This window comes from Acanthopleuribacter pedis, assembly GCF_017377855.1.
In the GTDB taxonomy this organism is placed as follows: Bacteria; Acidobacteriota; Holophagae; order Acanthopleuribacterales; family Acanthopleuribacteraceae; genus Acanthopleuribacter; species Acanthopleuribacter pedis.
In genome coordinates, this window is the sequence record NZ_JAFREP010000027.1 from 74,006 (window position 1) to 91,039 (window position 17,034).

The following is a 17,034-nucleotide window of genomic DNA, read 5'->3' on the forward strand; positions in this document are numbered from 1 at the left end:
GGTTGCGACCTTTTTTGTTGGGAGCGTCAGGTTTTAATTGGCGCGAACGTCGAAGGCGGCAAGCACTTTGCCGTGGCGTACGTACAAGGTGCCCTTGTTCACAACCGGGTGGGACCAGTGGTGACCGGAACCTTCTTTCATTTCGAAGCGACTCACCACCTCGATTTTGCCCTTGTTGGGTTTGGCCATCACGACCTCGCCTTTTTCCGTGTAACCGATGAGGCGGCCGTCGGCGTAAATCAACGCGCCTTTACCTTGGCGGCGCACCGTCTCCAAAACCTTACCGGTTTTAAGGTCCAGGCTGATCCAGTGTTTGCTGTTGGAAGCACCGTAAATAACGCCGTCGACCAGGACCGTGCCACCGTGGTGGATATCCAGCGTTTTCTCGCGCCAGGCCAGGGAAACGGATTTCCCATCGTCCGCCAGTTTGAAGCAGGAACCGCCTTGACCGTAGCCGTCGGAAACATAAATGTACCCGTCTTGCCAAACCGGGCTCACCGCGTGGATGTTGTAGGTGGCGGGGTAACTTTGCCGGAAGATTAGCGCGCCGTCCTTGGGGTTAACCGCAATCATGGACGCGGCCGTCATCGTGAGGATAAAGCGGTGACCGCCGTCCTCGTAAAGGCGCGGTGAGCAATAGGCGCTGATTTCATCGTTGCCGGGGGTGGTCCACAGCGTTTGGCCGTCCTTGAGGGACAGCGCGGCCATGACCGCTTTTTTCGTGCCCGGCGTACAAATGAGTTGGTCGTCGACCACCAGCAGGGACTCCGCGATGCCGAACTTGGGCAACAGCGATTCGGCTTTTTGGCCTTCACCGAAGCGGGCCAGCACATCCACTTTCCACTTAATTTTGCCGGTTTCGGCATCGGCGGCAACCACCGTGCCGAGGCTGGTCATGAGGTACAGGGAACCTTTGTAATAGGTGGGCGTGGTGCGCGAGCCGGGGTAGCCGGAACCGTGGAATTCATCCCCGTAATCGGTGCGCCAGAGTTGCTTGCCTTTGTTGTCAAAAGCGAATAGGGCGCCGGAATCCCCGAACTTACCGGTGGTGTAAACCTTGCCGCCAACCACGGTCACGCTGGCGTAACCTTGGCCAAGCCCCTCGGCCGTCCACATCCGTTTGGGGCCGGCCTCCGGCCATTGTTTCAACAAGCCGGTTTCGGCCGTAAAAATTCCGTTGCGGTCGGGGCCTCGGAAATCCGTACTGTCGGCGGCGATCACCGCAAAACCTAGGCAGCATACAAGAGCGATCATCGTGGCAAACATTCCTCTCACAGATTCCTCCACTGAGCTGAGGTTGGGAGCCGGCGCCGGTGGTCTGACGGGAGCAGGCGCGAAACAACAGGGTGGTCTAGGGTGACGTTACCCATCCCCGTTGATGGTTAAGGGAAGCAGCGAGCCGGCCCAACCTAAAAAGCGTGTATTCGATAACAATGGGTGCATTATACCGCGGCACGGCCGCATCCCCAAAAAAGCGCGAACCTTAGCAACTCATTCGCTTAACCCACGGCTTTTGTTTCAGCCGAAGGGGAGAAAGCGTCCACCACCGGTGCAACCGCCAGGGTTTCGCCAAGCCATGCCGCCGCCAAAGCCAGAACCTCGTTTTGCTCTGGTTCGTTGTGAAGTTCATGACGCAAGCCAGGCCATAACTTGAGGTGGCAGTTGGGCGCAACCGCCGCGAAAGATTTACTTGCGCTGACCGAGGTAATCGGATCTTGATCACCATGCATCAGTAACACCGGACAAGTCACGCGCGCGGCTTCATGGTTCGCCCACAAACCACCGGCAAGCACCTCGACAAACTTGGCCGTGATCAAGCCGTGCACCCATTCGTCTTTGAGGTAGTCGGCCACCACCTGTTCATCGCGCGACAAACCGGCAGGATCCAATTCGTTGGCGAGGGAGAGGGTCGGCCAAATGCGGTACACCGCTTTGCCTAGGAGCACCTTCCAAGTCGGGGGTTCAAAAGCCGGTTCGAAAAGCGGCCCCGACAACACCAAAGCCTCCGGTTCTTTTTGCAAGAGGCCGCGCAGGAGCACGTTGAGCACCATGTTGCCACCCATGCTGTGTCCGTAAAGCACCACGGGGAGATCGCCGACTGACTTTGCCGCCTCGGCCACCACCGCATTGATTTGGGTGGCGACGGCGGGATAGCCGTAAAAATGGCCGCGTCGTCCCACGGAGGCACCGTGACCGAGCAGGTCCAGCGCGGCCACCGCATAACCGGCGCGGTTAAAAAAGCCGGCCACATGCTGGTAACGCCCGCAGTGTTCCCCTAACCCGTGTACCAAACACACCAGCCCGCGGGGGGGCGTTTGACTGGGCCAAAACCGCATCAGCGTGCGGCTGTTTTCCCCATTGGGTTTGAGCATTTTTTCGAAATAAAGCACGGCTTACCTCCGAAAGGAAGGGACGGCGAAAATTGTATGAATCGGGAACAGCCTCCATCATAGCCCACCCTGTATCTTGCACCAACGGTCAGTTGCCGCGAAAAAACATACATCGATCATCAGGCGCGGAAGTCGATCAGCGCCATATCAACCCACCTGGGCGCGGTATACAGCCTCTTGGTTGGGGTGAAGCGGGTCGGTGAGAAATGCGAAAAGGCGGTGTTTTTGGACAACCACAAGCTAGAGAAAATAGTGTATGGTTCATAGTCAGGTGGTTCTGATCGCGTTGTGCCGCGTCACGTTGCCGACTCTGCCCGTCGGTTGGCATTACAGGCGCCGTGCCCCGAGGGTTTCGGCCCCAACACCTTTCCCGTGGCGAAACGAGGCAGCGAGGGCGCGCCGAATGGGCCGCAGAGAAGCGCCGAAACACCAAGGGTTTCCCGGAATGGGCCCCATCTTCAGCGAAGAGAAAAGGATCTCACGCACTTATGCAATTAACAGCATTCGGAAGAACGGACCAGGGCCGTGAACGGCAGTACAACCAGGACCGCATCTTGTGCCTTGATGAAATTCAGGCCTACGTGGTGGCGGACGGCATGGGCGGTGCCAAGGGCGGCGAAATCGCCAGTACCACCGCCTGTCAGGTCATTGATTTTTGTTTGCACCAGGCCCATAAGGATACCGGTTGGTTTTGGCCGCCGTTCTGGTCGCGCGTGACCTACGACGAGGCACTGAGTCTCGAAGCCAACATCATTAATTACAGCATCGATCAGGCACATTATCAGATTCAGCACTATGCCCAAAACAATGAGGGCTACGAAAACATGGGTACCACCGTCGTGATGGCGCTGTTCCACGGCGATTGTTGTTACATGGCCCATGTGGGCGATTCCCGTGCTTATGTGTTGCGTGACGGCGCCTTGAATTGTTTGACCTGGGACCACACCTGGGTACACGCCAAAATTTGGTCGGGCGAAATTACCGAGCAGGAAGCGCGCGAGCACCCCATGCGCAATTTGTTGTGGCAATCCTTAGGCGGCCAATCGATCCAGGTGGAGCACGGCCACCAACAATTGTTGCCGGGCGACATCTTTTTGTTGTGCTCGGACGGCGTTACGGAAATGCTGACCGACCAGGAAGTACGCAACCTAATCCTGGGCTCTAGCCGCAACCCGGAGAAGGCGAGCCGCATGTTGGTCGACGCCGCCAACGCCAAGGGCGGACGCGACAACATCGCCGCGCTCATCATCCGCGTGGACGGGCTCTAGGGTTAAGGTCGGGTCGGTTGGTAAGCAAGCACTTGTTCGACAACGGCTTGAGCGGCGAGCAGCGGATCGGCATAAAAAATGAGTTCGGACACCTCAGGATGCAACACTTTGGCTTCCAGTTGTTGTATCCAGCCATCTAGCTTCGCTTCGGTCCCGGCTGCATGCATCATGTTTTGCACCATAACAACACGCTGTTCTCTATCCATGGAGCCTCATCCGCTTCATCGCAATCGCCAATAGATGTCGTTGTTTTCATAAAACGCGGGAAGAAAAATCCCGATTTTCCGACCAGTCGCATCAACGATGCACCAATTCTCGTGATTAAGCCGTTCATCGGACACTGAAATATCTTCATGAGCGTCATCTTCATCGGTAAACCGGAGTAAAAACAACTGTAATTCAGTTGTATCCGGTTCAAAGGTTACTTCCCCAAAAAACCAAGGAGGATCGTCAACGCCTGGCTTTATCACACCGACAGCGTCCCCCCGATATAAAAGCTTGAGCAAATCCTCTTTTTCGTAAACCATCCAGCCCCCAACCTACGCCCGTAAGTGCAAAAGGGTCCCCCTCCCGGGAACACGCCTCCCCCTGGGGACAGGCATCCCTAAACAACTGATATCATTAGCTTTCACTTTCACCACTTTTTTCTGAAACCATCATACCTAAGAGGTTATACGCCTCCGCCTCCCTATCGGAACACGCCCAATACTCTCCCCCTGGGGACAGGCATCCCTAAACAACTGATATCATTAGTTTTCACTTTCACCACTTTTTTCTGAAACCATCATACCTAAGAGGCTATACGCCTCCGCCTCCCCCTGGGGACAGGAACCCCTAAACAGCTTATATTATTTACTTTAACTATCATACCTTTTACCTGACACCATCATACCCAAAAGGCTATACGCCGCCGCCTCCCCCTGGGGACAGGCATCCCTAAACAAACAACTGATACCTAAGAGGCTATACGCCTCCGCCTCCCTATCGGAACACGCCCAATACTCTCCCAGATAACAGCCCGCTAAACACCGATTTTCCCCGCCTTCTTACCAAAGCCTAGCGATTAAAAAACCGCCATAAACAAAAAAATACTCACACTCCCCTACGTGCTGCTAGAATCACACTTGCCAAACCTCGCATGGAGAAAAATGAAAAAAAACTCTACGCGAAGAAGACGAAATACGCACCCAAGACACGGGTTCATCTGGGGAAATTCGATAAAGGGATTTGTTCAGAGCACCCGACCCAAGTTAGTTCAAGAACCTAGTAACCGGTTTCTGGGCAATTCCAACCTGCGCACATGTGATCTGACAGTCCCCACCTGTCAGATCGAAGAGGTCTCAATCGTTGGTAGGGATTTTTTTAGCCCAAAAACGGGTAGCAACTCAAGGTTTGGTAAACAAAACGGCATTTCGGTTGGTTTTCCAATCGGGGGAGGCACGGCATGAGTCGACGCCCCCGAATCAAACTGGAAAAACCCATCGCTTATTACCATGTGATGAACCGAACCGCGCAACAAGAATTCTATTTCGAAGGTGATCATGTTCCAGGTTTCAAGCAAGTTATGCTGGACATCTTCCAGAAGACGGCCTCCGTTTTTTACGTAAACATTCTCGCTTGGGTGATCATGGATAACCATTACCATCTTTGCCTTGAGGTGAAGAAGCCGCCAATGGATCCCGAAGACCTCAGAATTCGATTTGAACGTCTCCAGGAAATCAACGTGGACAAAAGGCGATGGCAACCGGAGCTGGCACACGCCTACTATAAGCGCTTTACCGATCTATCCGAATTCATGAAATCCATTAATCTTCGAACCGCAATTGCGTTTAACCATGCCAGAAATACAAAAGGTCATCTATGGGGGGCCAGATACAACAGCAAAATCATTGAGGATGAAACCGGCCTGTTGAAGGTCATGTGCTACATCGAGCACAACCCGGTAAAAGCAGGCTTAAGCAGAAATTCGTCGTCTTACCCATGGTGCTCTGCCGGCCACCTCAAACTGCAGCTTGCTCGGAAAAAGACGATTGATTTCCCGGCAATAGATTTCCTCAAAACCGTCCCCCGAAAACGCCGCGCCCGAACCTACGTTCAGTTGGTGGACGAACTCGCGGTGCGTCTTTACGGCACCTCATCAAATGCTAAACCAGAAGATGACTCAGAGGAATTCCCCCTCACCGAGGCCGAGCTCGAAAAATGGAGGGAGGAGTTCGCGTCCAGAGCACCTGAGGATTGGTCGAACCAGGCATTTGGGTCAGAAGCCTTTCAGCAGCAAATTGCCCTGAAAGAACAAGCCAAGAAACAGAAGGCAACCAAGGTCCGCCAAGAAGCGGTTAAACGAAGGCGTGGCGATCCTCAAGACCGCCCAACAGAAGCCTACAAAAGAAATCTTAAATAATTTAATATCAACTGCTTAAAAAATAAGAGCTTCTTATTTTAGAGCCCAAAGTGCGTCTACTCCAAGCTTTTTAGCCAAGTTGGCCTTTGTAAATAGCCGAAACCCATACGCTTCCACGATAATGAGCGATGTCTAAGGCCAACCGTGTCACACCATCGCTACCCACACATTACTGCATCAACATTTTTAGGGCATACAGCTTTTAATTACAGTTGCTTAAGCTTGCCTGTCCCCTTCCAGATTTACTTCCAGGGAGTTCCGTCACTTGCCTGCTGAAGCGGGAGCGCCACGTAAAAGGTGGTGCCTTCGCCGGGGTTGGATTCGAACCATATACGGCCTCGGTGGAGGCGCACTAACTGGTCGGCAATGGTGAGGCCGGCACCGCTGCCGTCCGCCACCCGGGACTTCTTTTTGTAGCCGCGAAATAGCTCGAAGATTTGGTCGCTGATTTCGTCGGCGACGCCGTCGCCGTTGTCGCGCACGAAAATGACACAATGCGCCCCTTCCTGTCGCGCGCCGACCTCGACATAGGGATCAGGGTTGGGGTTATGGTCGATGGCGTTGCTAACCAGCCGATGAATGACCTCGGCCAACTTTTCCTCATCGGCGCAGACCTGCGGCAACGGCATCACCACCCGAATTTCGGTACCACTCGATTTGATTTGCGGCGCCAACTCTTGCATCACCCCAATTACCAACGGCATCAAATCCAACTCGCGGCACGCCAATGGCGCGGAGGCTAAGCGGGTTAACCGATGCAGATCGGCCAGCATGCGGTCCATACGCGAACTAAGCCGCCGAATGGAACTCAGGTAATCGCGGTTTTCTTTGCTGATCCAGGAGCCCAAATCCTCTTCTAGGAAGGTGGTGTAGTTGTGGAGGGCGCGCAGAGGCTCGCGCAAATCGTGGGCGGTAATGCGCGCAAAGGTTTCCCAGTAATGCTTCAAACGCTTGCGCCAATGGAGCCCGCGTTGTTTGGTTTGGCGCCGCTGCCAGGCCAGTTCGAGGGTGGTGCGAAAACGGGTCGGCGACAGGTCGTCCATCACCAAATAATCCAACACCGAGCCACCTACCAAGGCGGCCATGTCGTTTTCCTGTGCACGCCGACCGAGCAACAACACGGGAAGATCGGCCTCGTCAGCTAATTCGATGGACATCGGTTGGCCTGGGCCCGTGTCCCGAAAGACGCAAAGCAGCAAGCCGTCGTCATGATCACCCGGCACAAAACCCTTGCCCTCACCGGGATCCGGGAAGAGGACGGGCGGAACGAGGCCTTCCTCGTGCCAACCCTCCAGCCGTGCCCACCAGTCAGCGGCCTCGTCGCGCTCGCCCAGCAAGATAAATGAGGGCGTGGTCAACGGGGAAAAACTGCTACTTGCCGTCATGCGACAACTTCCTACCAGACCGGAACGTGAGGGTGAAGGCGGTACCACGACCGACCCCCTCGCTGGTCGCGCGAATATCGCCGCCCATCTCTTTCATGGCCAGGGCACAGTAGGGCAAGCCGAAACCGTGTCCCTCTTTTTTGGTGGAGTACCCATAGGCAAACAGATTGGTGAGTTGCTCCGGTTCAATACCGCAGCCGGTGTCGCGAATTTCCAAACAAATACGGTCGTGGTTCTCATCGGAGGTACGCAGAATAAGGTGGCGGTGGCGGTCCGGCGGGTTGGCGGCCATGGCTTCAATCGCGTTTTTGACAAGGTTGATGAGAATTTGCAGGATCTTGGCGCGGTTGGCAAAGACGGGACGCGTGGCAAAATGTTGGGTAAACACTTGTATTTGGTAGGTTTCAATCAGTTCTTCGTTCAAGCTGACGACTTTATCCACGGTACTGCCCAAATCCAGTGGATTCGACTTCAACGCATCTTTGGCACGGGTCTGCTGCTGTTCGATAATGTCGCGCATCATCAGCAGCCGCTCGTTGAGGAGGTCCAATTCGCCGTTGAGTCGCTCCTGCTCTTTCTGCAGGTGTTCCCCCGAACTAAGCAAGTACTTGGGAAGCAACTTGCCCTTGGGATGGTCGACAATAAAACGGTCGAAGTCTTCGAGATGATCGCGGATTAAACCATGTGCCAACAGCATGTTGCGTAGTTGAGAGCCCTCCAACACGGAGCGCATCTGGAAGATGGAGGTGCCCATGTTGGTGAGCACGTTGCCGAGGTTGTGAATGACGGAGGCGGAGAATTCTGCCATTTTGCGGAAGTGTTTTTCACTTTCGAGCAAGGTTTGCTGCACCTGCCGGCGTTCACCAACCTCTCGCTCAAGCTCCAACTTGGAAGCTCGCAAATCAGCGTTTCGGGCCTCCAGTTCGGCATGGGACCGCTCCAAAGCACCACGGCTGTTTTCCAGCTCGGCTACTAAGTTGTGTTTCTCCATGGCATTTAAGACGGTGCGTTTCAAGGCGTTAGCAGTGATGTGATCCTTGACCAAATAATCCATAGCCCCGAGCTTAAGCGCCTGCACGGCAATGGATTCACTCCCCATCCCGGTTAGCATCACCACGGGTAACGGCAACCGGGCCCGTTCGCCAAGCAAACTTTGCAATACGGCCAAACCATCTTGATCGGGGAGGCTGTAGTCGAGCAGCACACAATCGGGCGACCACTGTTCAATTTCGGCCAACCCCTCGGCGGCGGTTTCCGCCTCACGCCATGCGATCCCCTCACCAAAATGCCGCTTGAGGTAACGGCGGTAAATTTGGCGATCCTCGGCGAGATCCTCAATCATGAGGATGCGCCGCATTTGCGTGTCGGGGGCTACGTCATTCATGCAGGGAGTTCCGCCTCGGGAGGGAGTCACATTTGCGGAAGAGCAACACAGTCAAACCAAAAACGGCCTAAGGTGCGCAAAGTCGAAACGAATTCGTTAAAGTCCATGTTCTTTTTGATGAAGGAGTTGGCCCCTCTAGCATAGCAGGCCTGAACGTCTCGTTCATCAATCGATGTGGTGAGGATAATTACGGGTAAAACCCGCGTAGCAGGATCGGCCTTAAGCCAAGCCAAAAGATCGTGCCCCTTCTCTCCCGGCAAATTAAGGTCGAGCAACAGGAGCAAAGGTGGTTGATCGTAGGCCTCATCGTCAAAAGGCGGGCGACGCTGTAAAAAAGCACGCAACTCGGTACCATCGACACAATGGTAAAGAGGACTGTTCACGCCGGCACGCCGCAAGGCACGACGGGTGATCATAAAATCGTCGGGACTGTCTTCAACGATTAGAATGGGTGCGGTATCACGGGGTTCAGCGGCTCCCATGCCACCTCCTTAGGAAGGTTACGGTGCGGGCTTCCCGAAAAAGCAAGCCATACGAAGGAAGCAACCCACAACCAAACTAACGGAACAACGGTGTAAACGCAATCAAAGCAATCAAAGTAAACCAACAGATTTCAGGGGACTTAACTTGGTGAATTGCTCGCAGCGATGCGACTTTCCCGCGGAGTAGGGCCGGTACCGGCGCGAAAGCGCAAATGACAAAACAACCGCAACCCCCCGAAAAATTACAACCAACGAATCTTTCGCGCTACACCAACAACAGCTTACCGCAGTTATTTATAAACCGTGAGACAAAACACAAAAAATTCGACGGGTTTGGCATTCATTACACGGCAAGCTCCCCCACCGATTTGATGGAGGCAATTTTGGGCCACAAGCGGAAAACAAGGCGCGAAAAGGCACAATCCGATAACCCCGGCACAGCACCGGCTAGGAGCAGATGCTGTGCCAGTGTCTCCCTGCCCACGGCAGGCCAAAGTTTTTTTACCAGAAGAATATCTTTTATTAACCAACTTAGTTTAGCTAATTAACGTCAGATACACATTTTCTATTATTTTTGGTGAAAATCACAACCGCAGGACAGCCTCCCGAATCCAGAGCGCACCTTATATCCACTGTTTCAAATGAATTATGACATCCTTCAGACTACCTGGAGCCGGTTTAAGAGGAATCCCTATTGGCAAGATTTGGTTCAGATGGTAGAGTTTGCCCGCTTCGAGACGTTTTTTAGCTCTACACGAGGTTCTACTTTCATGCCCTTAGCTTATTTTGCTAGCTTGCACCTATTCTTTTCATCAATCAAAACCCCTTATCAATACACTTTCTCGACCTGATCAGCTTTTATTAACCTGATTTCCACCGAATCTTTGCCCCTACAGGGTCATTACCACCACCCAGCCCAGCTTCTTACGATGGATGCCACCCGGCAGAAACCCATACAGGTAGAGCGGGCCTTCCGAGGCATGGTTCTCCACACCCCACAACAAACATCGAATCCATCGGCCCACGCCGGGGAATCGGCGTTCGGGGACAACCCCGTTCGGCCTCGCCGCGACGATCCACGCTTGGTGAGATACCGGCGAGGCACCGCTTCGACCCGCATCGCCGCCATCGCGGTTGCTTGCCCGCGTTGGCAACGGCGCGTCCAGTAATCCTGGCCGCCAACCACCCACCACGGACCTTAAAACCCAACTAAAGGAAGGTTTTTGTTCATGAACGCTCTTCTTCGTATCTATCTCATAGCTTTAATGTTATCCGCTCTACCGATCACAGCGCAGCCCGGAGACGCCAACGGCGACGGCCGGCGTGATTTGCAGGATGTGGCGCTGCTGAATGATGTCATTCAGGGCCGCACAACCGCTTCCGGCGAGGCCGACTGCAACGGTGACGGCAGCGTGACGGTCGCGGACATTGTCTGCGTGATCAACGCGATCAAACAGGCGGGCGGCACGCACCCCATTGACCCGGCGACCCTGGCCACCCCCAACGACCCTACGGTTGTGACGCCTTTTGCCGCATCGGTGAGCTTCCTATTCGCGGGTCCTAATGCGGTTCAGACGGGTGTCGCCGAGGGGGCCTTGGATGCCCAATACATGTCGGTGATGCGCGGCGTGGTTCGCGATGCCGCGGGTTCGCCGTTACCCGGGGTGACAGTTCGGGTGCAAGGCGCCGACGAATTCGGCACGACCCGGACCCGCGCGGACGGGATCTTCGATTTGGTGGTGAACGCGGGCGACCTTCAGTCGCTGCGCTTTGAAAAGCCGGGCTACATTCCGGTATTCCGCAAGATAGATCCGCGAGCCAACGATTTCGCGTGGTTGGAAGACGTGTTGATGACACCGTTTGACAGCGCGGTCACACGGGTAGACCTGACAAGCGACCAAGCGCAGATCGCACGGGGCAGCGTGGTGGAAGACAGCGACGGTCGCCGACAAGCCACCCTGTTCTTCGCGCCCGGCACCAAAGCCGAAATGGTGTTGCCTGATGGAAGCACCCGTGCGCTGAGCAGTTTGTCGGTGCGGGCCACGGAATACACGGTGGGGCCGGACGGGCCCAAAGCGATGCCGGCCAACTTGCCTCCGGCGAGTGCCTACACCTACTGCGTTGAGTTGAGTGTCGATGAAGCGGTGCAACAGGATGCGCAAACGGTGCGTTTCGACCGCGAGGTCGCTTTTTATGTGGACAACTTCCTCAATTTACCAACGGGGATTTTGGTGCCGGTTGGCTATTTCGACCGCGAGCGCCAAGCCTGGATCGCGATGGACAACGGCCGCATTATCGAGGTGCTGGCGCCGGATGCCGCAACCGGGCTCGCCCGTTTGGATGTGGACGGTAGCGGTCAAGCCGCCGACAGCGCCGCCTTGGAAGCGCTGAACATCACCGAAACTGAGTTACGTGAACTGGCCACGCTATATCCAATGGGCGCCACCTTGTGGCGGGCGATGACGGACCACTTCACCCCGATGGACCTGAACTACGGTCAGTTGTTGCCGCCGGAAGCGGAGGCACCGGAAGAACCGGAAGAGGAAGAGGAGGAAGAAGAGGATCCGTGTGAAAAAAGCGGCTCCATTATCGACGTCCACAACCAAAGCCTGGGTGAGGTTCTGGGGATTTCGGGCACGCCTTATTCGCTGTACTACAAAAGCACGCGGGTACCGGGACACCGCCTTTCGCGTCAACTGGACCTGCGCCTGACGGGCGCCACACTACCGGCGGCGGTAAAACGGGTGCTGCTCGAAGTTCATGTAGCCGGTCAGAAATACGAACGCAGCTTCACGGCGCAAACCAACCTGCGCCACCGTTTCATTTGGGACGGGTCAGACGGCTACGGCCGAGCGGTTCAAGGTAAAGCAACGGCCACGGTAAAAATTGGTTACGTCTACGACAGCCTGCTGCAGTTGCCGGCGGAAACCCCGCGTTCCTTCGGCTTGTTCGGCAACGGCAACCCTGTTTCGGCCAACGCGGGCCGCAACGAAATCACGCTCTGGCAGGAGCAAATCCGCTACGTGGGCACCTGGGACGCACGCGCCTTGGGTTTGGGCGGCTGGTCGGTCAACGAGCACCACGTCTACGATCCCACCTCACGCACGCTGTACATGGGCGACGGCACGATTCGCACGGCGGCAAGTGTCGGCCGGGTGATTGAAACGGTGGCGGGTAACGGCGTCAGTGGGTTCAGCGGCGACGGCGGTCGCGCGACGGACGCCCAACTGGCGAACCCACAAGACGTGGAAGCGGACAACCGCGGCAACCTGTACGTCACGGACATGGAAAACAACCGCGTCCGCAAAATCAGCCCGGACGGGCGCATTTCCACACTGGCGGGTTTCGGCGAAGCACCGGGCAACTCGGGCACGAAGGATCTGCCAGGGGCACAGGTGCAGTTGAACCTGCCTTGGACCACAAAGTGGGATGAGCGCGGCGGTTTGTTCATTGCAGACACCCACAACAACCTGGTTCGCAAATATAAAGACGGCATGGTCGGCTGGGTTGCCGGCCTGAACAGCGAAAAGGGTTCGGGCATGCGCGCGCTCAGCGCCGAAAGCCTGACCTTCTCAACCCAAGCCAAACTGAACCGCCCGGCGGGTTTCGCGGTCGACAGCGAAGGCAACCTGTTCTTTGCGGACAAGTTCAACCACCAGGTCTACCGTGTAGACCGCGAGGGTGTGATCACGGTGGCGGCGGGAAATCCCGACCCGGACGGTGACGGTGTCAACGAGGGAGGTTACGGCGGCGACAACGGTCCGGCCTTACAAGCTCGTCTGAACCTACCGACCTGTGTCGAGGTCGACCGTCAGGGTAATTTGTACATCGCGGACCTGGCCAACAACCGCATCCGTAAGGTGGATCGCACGGGTCGGATTACCACCATCGCGGGTACCGGTGTGCGCGGTTTTGCAGGTGACAACGGTCCCGCGGTAGACGCCCAACTGGCAGGCCCCGTTGTGGTGCGCGTTGGGCGTAGTGGTGCCGTCTACTTCGCGGACGCCTGGAACGAAAAGATCCGCAAAATCACGCCGGACGGCATCATCACCACCATCGGCGGTTACACGGGTGGATCGGTCGACGGTTCGGAAGGTTCAGCGGCCACGAGTTCACGCCTCGGCACCATCAACGGCTTCGGTTTGGACGAACACGAAAACGTTTACGTGGCCTGCTCCGCGCAAAACCGCATCCGTAAAATTGCGGCGCCGGAACCCAGATTCCAAGCAGACGAAATCATCGTGCCCGATCTGGACGGCGAAAGCTACTTCGTCTTTGATCTCTCCGGTCGCCACCTGCGCACCCACGACGCGATGACGGACGCGGCGATGTTTCGCTTCAGCTACGGCCCCGGCGGCACCTTGAGCGCGATCACCGACATCGACAACCAAGTGACCCGATTCGATTACGAAAGCCACGCGGACGGTATTGTCATCACCGGTCCCTACGGCCAGCAAACCACGCTGCTGTTGAACAGCGACGGCTTTTTGGGCGATTTCCAAAATCCCGCCGGCAACAGGGCGAGGATGACCTACTACGCGGACAGCCGCTTCGGCCTGCTCAACACCTTCACGGATTACAACCGCAACACCTGGACCTTCACCTATGACGACCAAGGCCGGCTCACCCGCGACACGGATCCCGAGGGCGGCTTTCAAGCGCTGGCCCGCGTGGAACGCGCCAACGGTTACACGGTGACGGTCACCACCGCGGAAGGTTTGGTGACCGATTACCACATGGCGATCCAAAAGGACGGCACGACCCGACGCTGGGTCGACGGCATGGACTGCGATTGTCCCCAGGTAGAGGTGACCAGCACGCCGGACGGCACGACCACGATTCGCCAACGGGAAGGCACGGTCATCACCAAAACCTCGCGTTCCAGCGCGCGCTGGGGTCGCTTGGTCACGGTGCCCTACCAAACCCGCGTCACCACCCCGGCCGGGCGCCAACTGACGGCGCGCATCGAGGAAACGGTGACCTTCGACGATCCGGTTCAGCGCAACGCGCTAAAAACCCACGTCTACAACGTGGACGTCAACGGCAAGAAAAACACGGTCACCTATGACCACGACGCCCGCACACTCACCAGCGTGAACGCCAAGAACTTGGCGACGCAAACCTTCTTCAACAACGCCAACGCCATTTCCCGCGTAGAACGACCCGGTCAGGCCTCGATTGACTACGAATACCGTCCCGACGGGCAGATCGCCAAGATCACGCGAGGCACACGCGTCATTGAATTCGACTATGACGACCATGGTTATGTGGACCAAATCACGGATCCCTTGAACCGGGTCACCCTTTACCGCAACGACATTTTGGGTCGTGTCCAGGAAACTACCCTGGCCGACAGCAAGCTGGTTTCCTTCGGTTACGACGACAACGGCAACGTCACCCGTATCGACCCCCCCGGCAGCGACGCCTTCGTCTATGGTTACGACAAACGCAACCTGCGCGATTCGGTATCCTCACCGGACCAAGAAGGGGCGGTCACCCACCAATTCGACAAAGACCTCAACCCCACCCATCTGGTTTACCCGGACCACCGCATCCTCAACACGGTTTACGACGACTACGGTCGCCTCGACCGGATCGAGGCGGACGGCTTCGTGACCACGGCCCACTACCACGGTACCACGGGTCAATTGGAACGCATCAGCAACAGCCACGGCCCGGAAGTGGCACTGGGTTACGACGGACACCTGCCCAAGAGTGTGAGCTGGACGGGTGAAATCGCCGGTTCGGTCGCGGTTACCTACACCAACGATTTCGAAATCGAAGGCATTCAGGTCAACGATACGCCCGAGGTTCGCGGCGTGTACAACAACGTGGGCGAACTCACCCAAATCGGTGCGATGACCCTGACCTACGCGGACGACACCGGCTTCATCGACGGCACCACCTTGGGTCAGGTAAGCACCGAGTTCGGCTTTAACAGCTACGGTGAACCCAACGTTTACGGGGTCCAGGTCGGCGCGCAAACACCGCTCCATTTCGACGTGACCTACGATGCTCTGGGCCGCATTGACAGGGTCACGGAAACCCGGGACGGGATCGCCCATGTCGACCGTTACGTCTACGATCCCCGTGGACAGTTAACCCAAGTCCTGCGCGACGAGGTCCTGATTGAAAGCTATGGCTACGACGATTTCGGCAACCGCACGGATGAACTAAACGCGGCGGACATCGCGGCCTACGACACGCGCGGCCGCCTGACCGCGCACGGCGACTGGGACTACAGCTTCGGTCCCAACGGCGATCTGAAAAGCAAGAAAAACCGCGTGACCAACGACGAGGTCAGCTACAGCTACGACCTGCTTGGTAACCTGCGCGACGCAACCCTCGCCGACGGCACCCGCATCGACTACGTCATCGACGCCACCAACCGTCGCGTCGGTAAAAAGGTCGACGGCACCCTGGTTCAGGGCTTCCTCTATCAGGACAACCTCAACCCGGTCGCTGAACTCAACGGCGCGGGTGAGATCGTCAGCCGGTTTGTCTACAGCATCAAAGGCAACGTGCCCGATTTCATGATCCGCGACGGTAAAACCTACCGCATCATCTCGGACTTCCGCGGCAGCCCCCGCCTGGTCCTCGACACGGCGGACGGTACGGTCGTCCAGGAACTCCGCTACGACGCCTGGGGCCGCATCCTAGCCGACTCCAATCCTGGCTTTCAACCCTTTGGGTTTGCAGGGGGTATCGTCGATCACCACACGGGGCTGGTTCGCTTCGGGGCACGTGATTACGATCCCGCGGTCGGCCGTTGGACGGACGTGGATCCGCTCGGCAGCGACGGCGGCCTCAATCGCTACCGCTACGCCAACAACGATCCGGTAAACTTCGTCGACCCCGACGGCAACCTCCCGTTCCTGGTCATTCTGGCGATCAAAGCCGCCGGCGAAGCCATCATGGACGTGCTCAACCAAATGATGGAGAACGGCGGAAGCTGGGAGTGCATCGACTGGAACCAGGTCGCGATCTCCGCGGGCTTGGGCGCCCTGGGTCCCGGCCTCTCCAAACTCGCTAAGATGAAGTGGTTCAAGGACCTCTTCAAAAAAGCGCAAAAAGGCTGTTTCGTCGCCGGCACCTTGGTGGCAACGGCAAACGGGCTGGTTCCCATCGAGGACGTTCAGGTCGACGACCAGGTTTGGAGCTACGTGGAGCGCTCCGGCGCGGTGGAGCTGCGCCCGGTGTTGTCACTGAGCCGACGCGCGGCGGACCGCCTGGTTGATCTCACCATCGACGGCGAGCTCATTCAGGCGACGGAAGAGCACCCGTTTTATGTGGTCGGGCACGGCTGGAAAGGCGCGATTCATCTGCACATCGGCGACCGCATCCTGACCCAAACGGGCGCGATCGCGGCGGTCGAAGCCAAATGGGTACGCCTCACCAAAACCACGGTTTACAACTTCTCGGTGGACGAGAACCACAACTACTTCGTTTCCCCCGACCGCGTTTTGGTCCACAACAACAACGGCGACTGCAATCGGAAATTCAAAAAGTCCAAAAAAGGGAGCGGCAAAGAGAAAGCCAGCGACGCGCCCTCTTTTGTGAAAAACCACCCGGAAGGCCGCCCCTACGAGGGCGAATCGGGCGACCAGTTCGCGAAACGCATGATGGACGCTCAATTCGGCGAGGGCGGCTGGTCCCGTAAAGGGGCACAGGGCAAACAGTTTAGTCAAATCAAGAAATACGGCAGCCGTGGATTCGAATAGGAG

At 56.7% G+C, this 17,034-nt stretch carries 10 protein-coding genes; 3 read left to right on the forward strand and 7 right to left on the reverse strand.

Annotated elements, in window-relative coordinates; genetic code table 11:
- Positions 1-33: 33 nt before the first annotated feature.
- Together J3U88_RS25000 and J3U88_RS25005 are read right to left on the reverse strand one after the other, a co-directional pair.
- Positions 34-1,266: a PQQ-binding-like beta-propeller repeat protein gene (locus tag J3U88_RS25000; RefSeq protein WP_243436146.1), complete on the reverse strand. Its 1,233-nt coding sequence runs from the start codon at positions 1,264-1,266 to the stop codon at positions 34-36.
- A 233-nt stretch (positions 1,267-1,499) separates the two neighbouring features.
- The gene (locus J3U88_RS25005; protein WP_207861733.1) at positions 1,500-2,390 is read right to left on the reverse strand and encodes an alpha/beta fold hydrolase; all 891 of its coding nucleotides are present in this window, start codon (positions 2,388-2,390) and stop codon (positions 1,500-1,502) included.
- A gap of 488 nt (positions 2,391-2,878) precedes the next feature.
- Here J3U88_RS25005 and J3U88_RS25010 point away from each other — a divergent pair, with 488 nt between their 5' ends.
- Entirely contained in the window at positions 2,879-3,658 is a 780-nt protein-coding gene (locus tag J3U88_RS25010) for a PP2C family protein-serine/threonine phosphatase (RefSeq protein ID WP_207861734.1), read from the forward strand.
- Between the two features lie 2 nt (positions 3,659-3,660).
- Here the strand turns inward: J3U88_RS25010 and J3U88_RS25015 are convergent, their stop codons facing one another.
- Positions 3,661-3,864 carry a hypothetical protein gene (locus J3U88_RS25015; RefSeq protein ID WP_207861735.1) on the reverse strand — a complete coding sequence of 68 codons (204 nt, stop codon included), beginning with the start codon at positions 3,862-3,864 and terminating at the stop codon, positions 3,661-3,663.
- 15 nt (positions 3,865-3,879) lie between these two features.
- On the reverse strand, positions 3,880-4,185 hold the full coding sequence (locus J3U88_RS25020) for a hypothetical protein (RefSeq protein ID WP_207861736.1): 306 nt from the start codon (positions 4,183-4,185) through the stop codon (positions 3,880-3,882).
- Between the two features lie 917 nt (positions 4,186-5,102).
- Between J3U88_RS25020 and J3U88_RS25025 the strand changes: the two genes are divergently transcribed.
- A complete protein-coding gene (locus J3U88_RS25025) occupies positions 5,103-6,059 on the forward strand; it encodes a transposase (protein WP_207861737.1) in 957 nt (318 codons plus the stop codon).
- 242 nt (positions 6,060-6,301) lie between these two features.
- On the opposite strand, the gene J3U88_RS25030 is transcribed toward J3U88_RS25025, so the two are convergent.
- From J3U88_RS25030 to J3U88_RS25040, 3 genes are read right to left on the reverse strand one after another with little or no spacing between them, the layout of a single operon-like run.
- Positions 6,302-7,444: a sensor histidine kinase gene (locus tag J3U88_RS25030; protein ID WP_207861738.1), complete on the reverse strand. Its 1,143-nt coding sequence runs from the start codon at positions 7,442-7,444 to the stop codon at positions 6,302-6,304.
- Complete coding sequence (locus J3U88_RS25035; protein WP_207861739.1) at positions 7,431-8,828, reverse strand: ATP-binding protein; 1,398 nt, start codon at positions 8,826-8,828, stop codon at positions 7,431-7,433. Before J3U88_RS25035 ends, J3U88_RS25030 begins: the two co-directional genes overlap by 14 nt.
- A 26-nt stretch (positions 8,829-8,854) precedes the next feature.
- A complete protein-coding gene (locus J3U88_RS25040) occupies positions 8,855-9,310 on the reverse strand; it encodes a response regulator (RefSeq protein WP_207861740.1) in 456 nt (151 codons plus the stop codon).
- A 1,229-nt stretch (positions 9,311-10,539) separates the two neighbouring features.
- On the opposite strand from J3U88_RS25040, the gene J3U88_RS25045 reads away from it, so the two are divergent.
- Entirely contained in the window at positions 10,540-17,031 is a 6,492-nt protein-coding gene (locus J3U88_RS25045; protein ID WP_207861741.1) for an NHL domain-containing protein, read from the forward strand.
- Positions 17,032-17,034: the final 3 nt, after the last annotated feature.

Excerpts from the sequence above, each read along its gene's own strand:
- J3U88_RS25000 (WP_243436146.1), bottom strand. The coding sequence starts at position 1,266 with ATGTTTGCCACGATGATCGCTCTTGTATGCTGCCTAGGTTTTGCGGTG.
- J3U88_RS25010 (WP_207861734.1), top strand. The coding sequence starts at position 2,879 with ATGCAATTAACAGCATTCGGAAGAACGGACCAGGGCCGTGAACGGCAG.
- J3U88_RS25015 (WP_207861735.1), bottom strand. The coding sequence starts at position 3,864 with ATGGATAGAGAACAGCGTGTTGTTATGGTGCAAAACATGATGCATGCA.
- J3U88_RS25020 (WP_207861736.1), bottom strand. The coding sequence starts at position 4,185 with ATGGTTTACGAAAAAGAGGATTTGCTCAAGCTTTTATATCGGGGGGAC.
- J3U88_RS25025 (WP_207861737.1), top strand. The coding sequence starts at position 5,103 with ATGAGTCGACGCCCCCGAATCAAACTGGAAAAACCCATCGCTTATTAC.
- J3U88_RS25030 (WP_207861738.1), bottom strand. The coding sequence starts at position 7,444 with ATGACGGCAAGTAGCAGTTTTTCCCCGTTGACCACGCCCTCATTTATC.
- J3U88_RS25035 (WP_207861739.1), bottom strand. The coding sequence starts at position 8,828 with ATGAATGACGTAGCCCCCGACACGCAAATGCGGCGCATCCTCATGATT.
- J3U88_RS25040 (WP_207861740.1), bottom strand. The coding sequence starts at position 9,310 with ATGGGAGCCGCTGAACCCCGTGATACCGCACCCATTCTAATCGTTGAA.
- J3U88_RS25045 (WP_207861741.1), top strand. The coding sequence starts at position 10,540 with ATGAACGCTCTTCTTCGTATCTATCTCATAGCTTTAATGTTATCCGCT.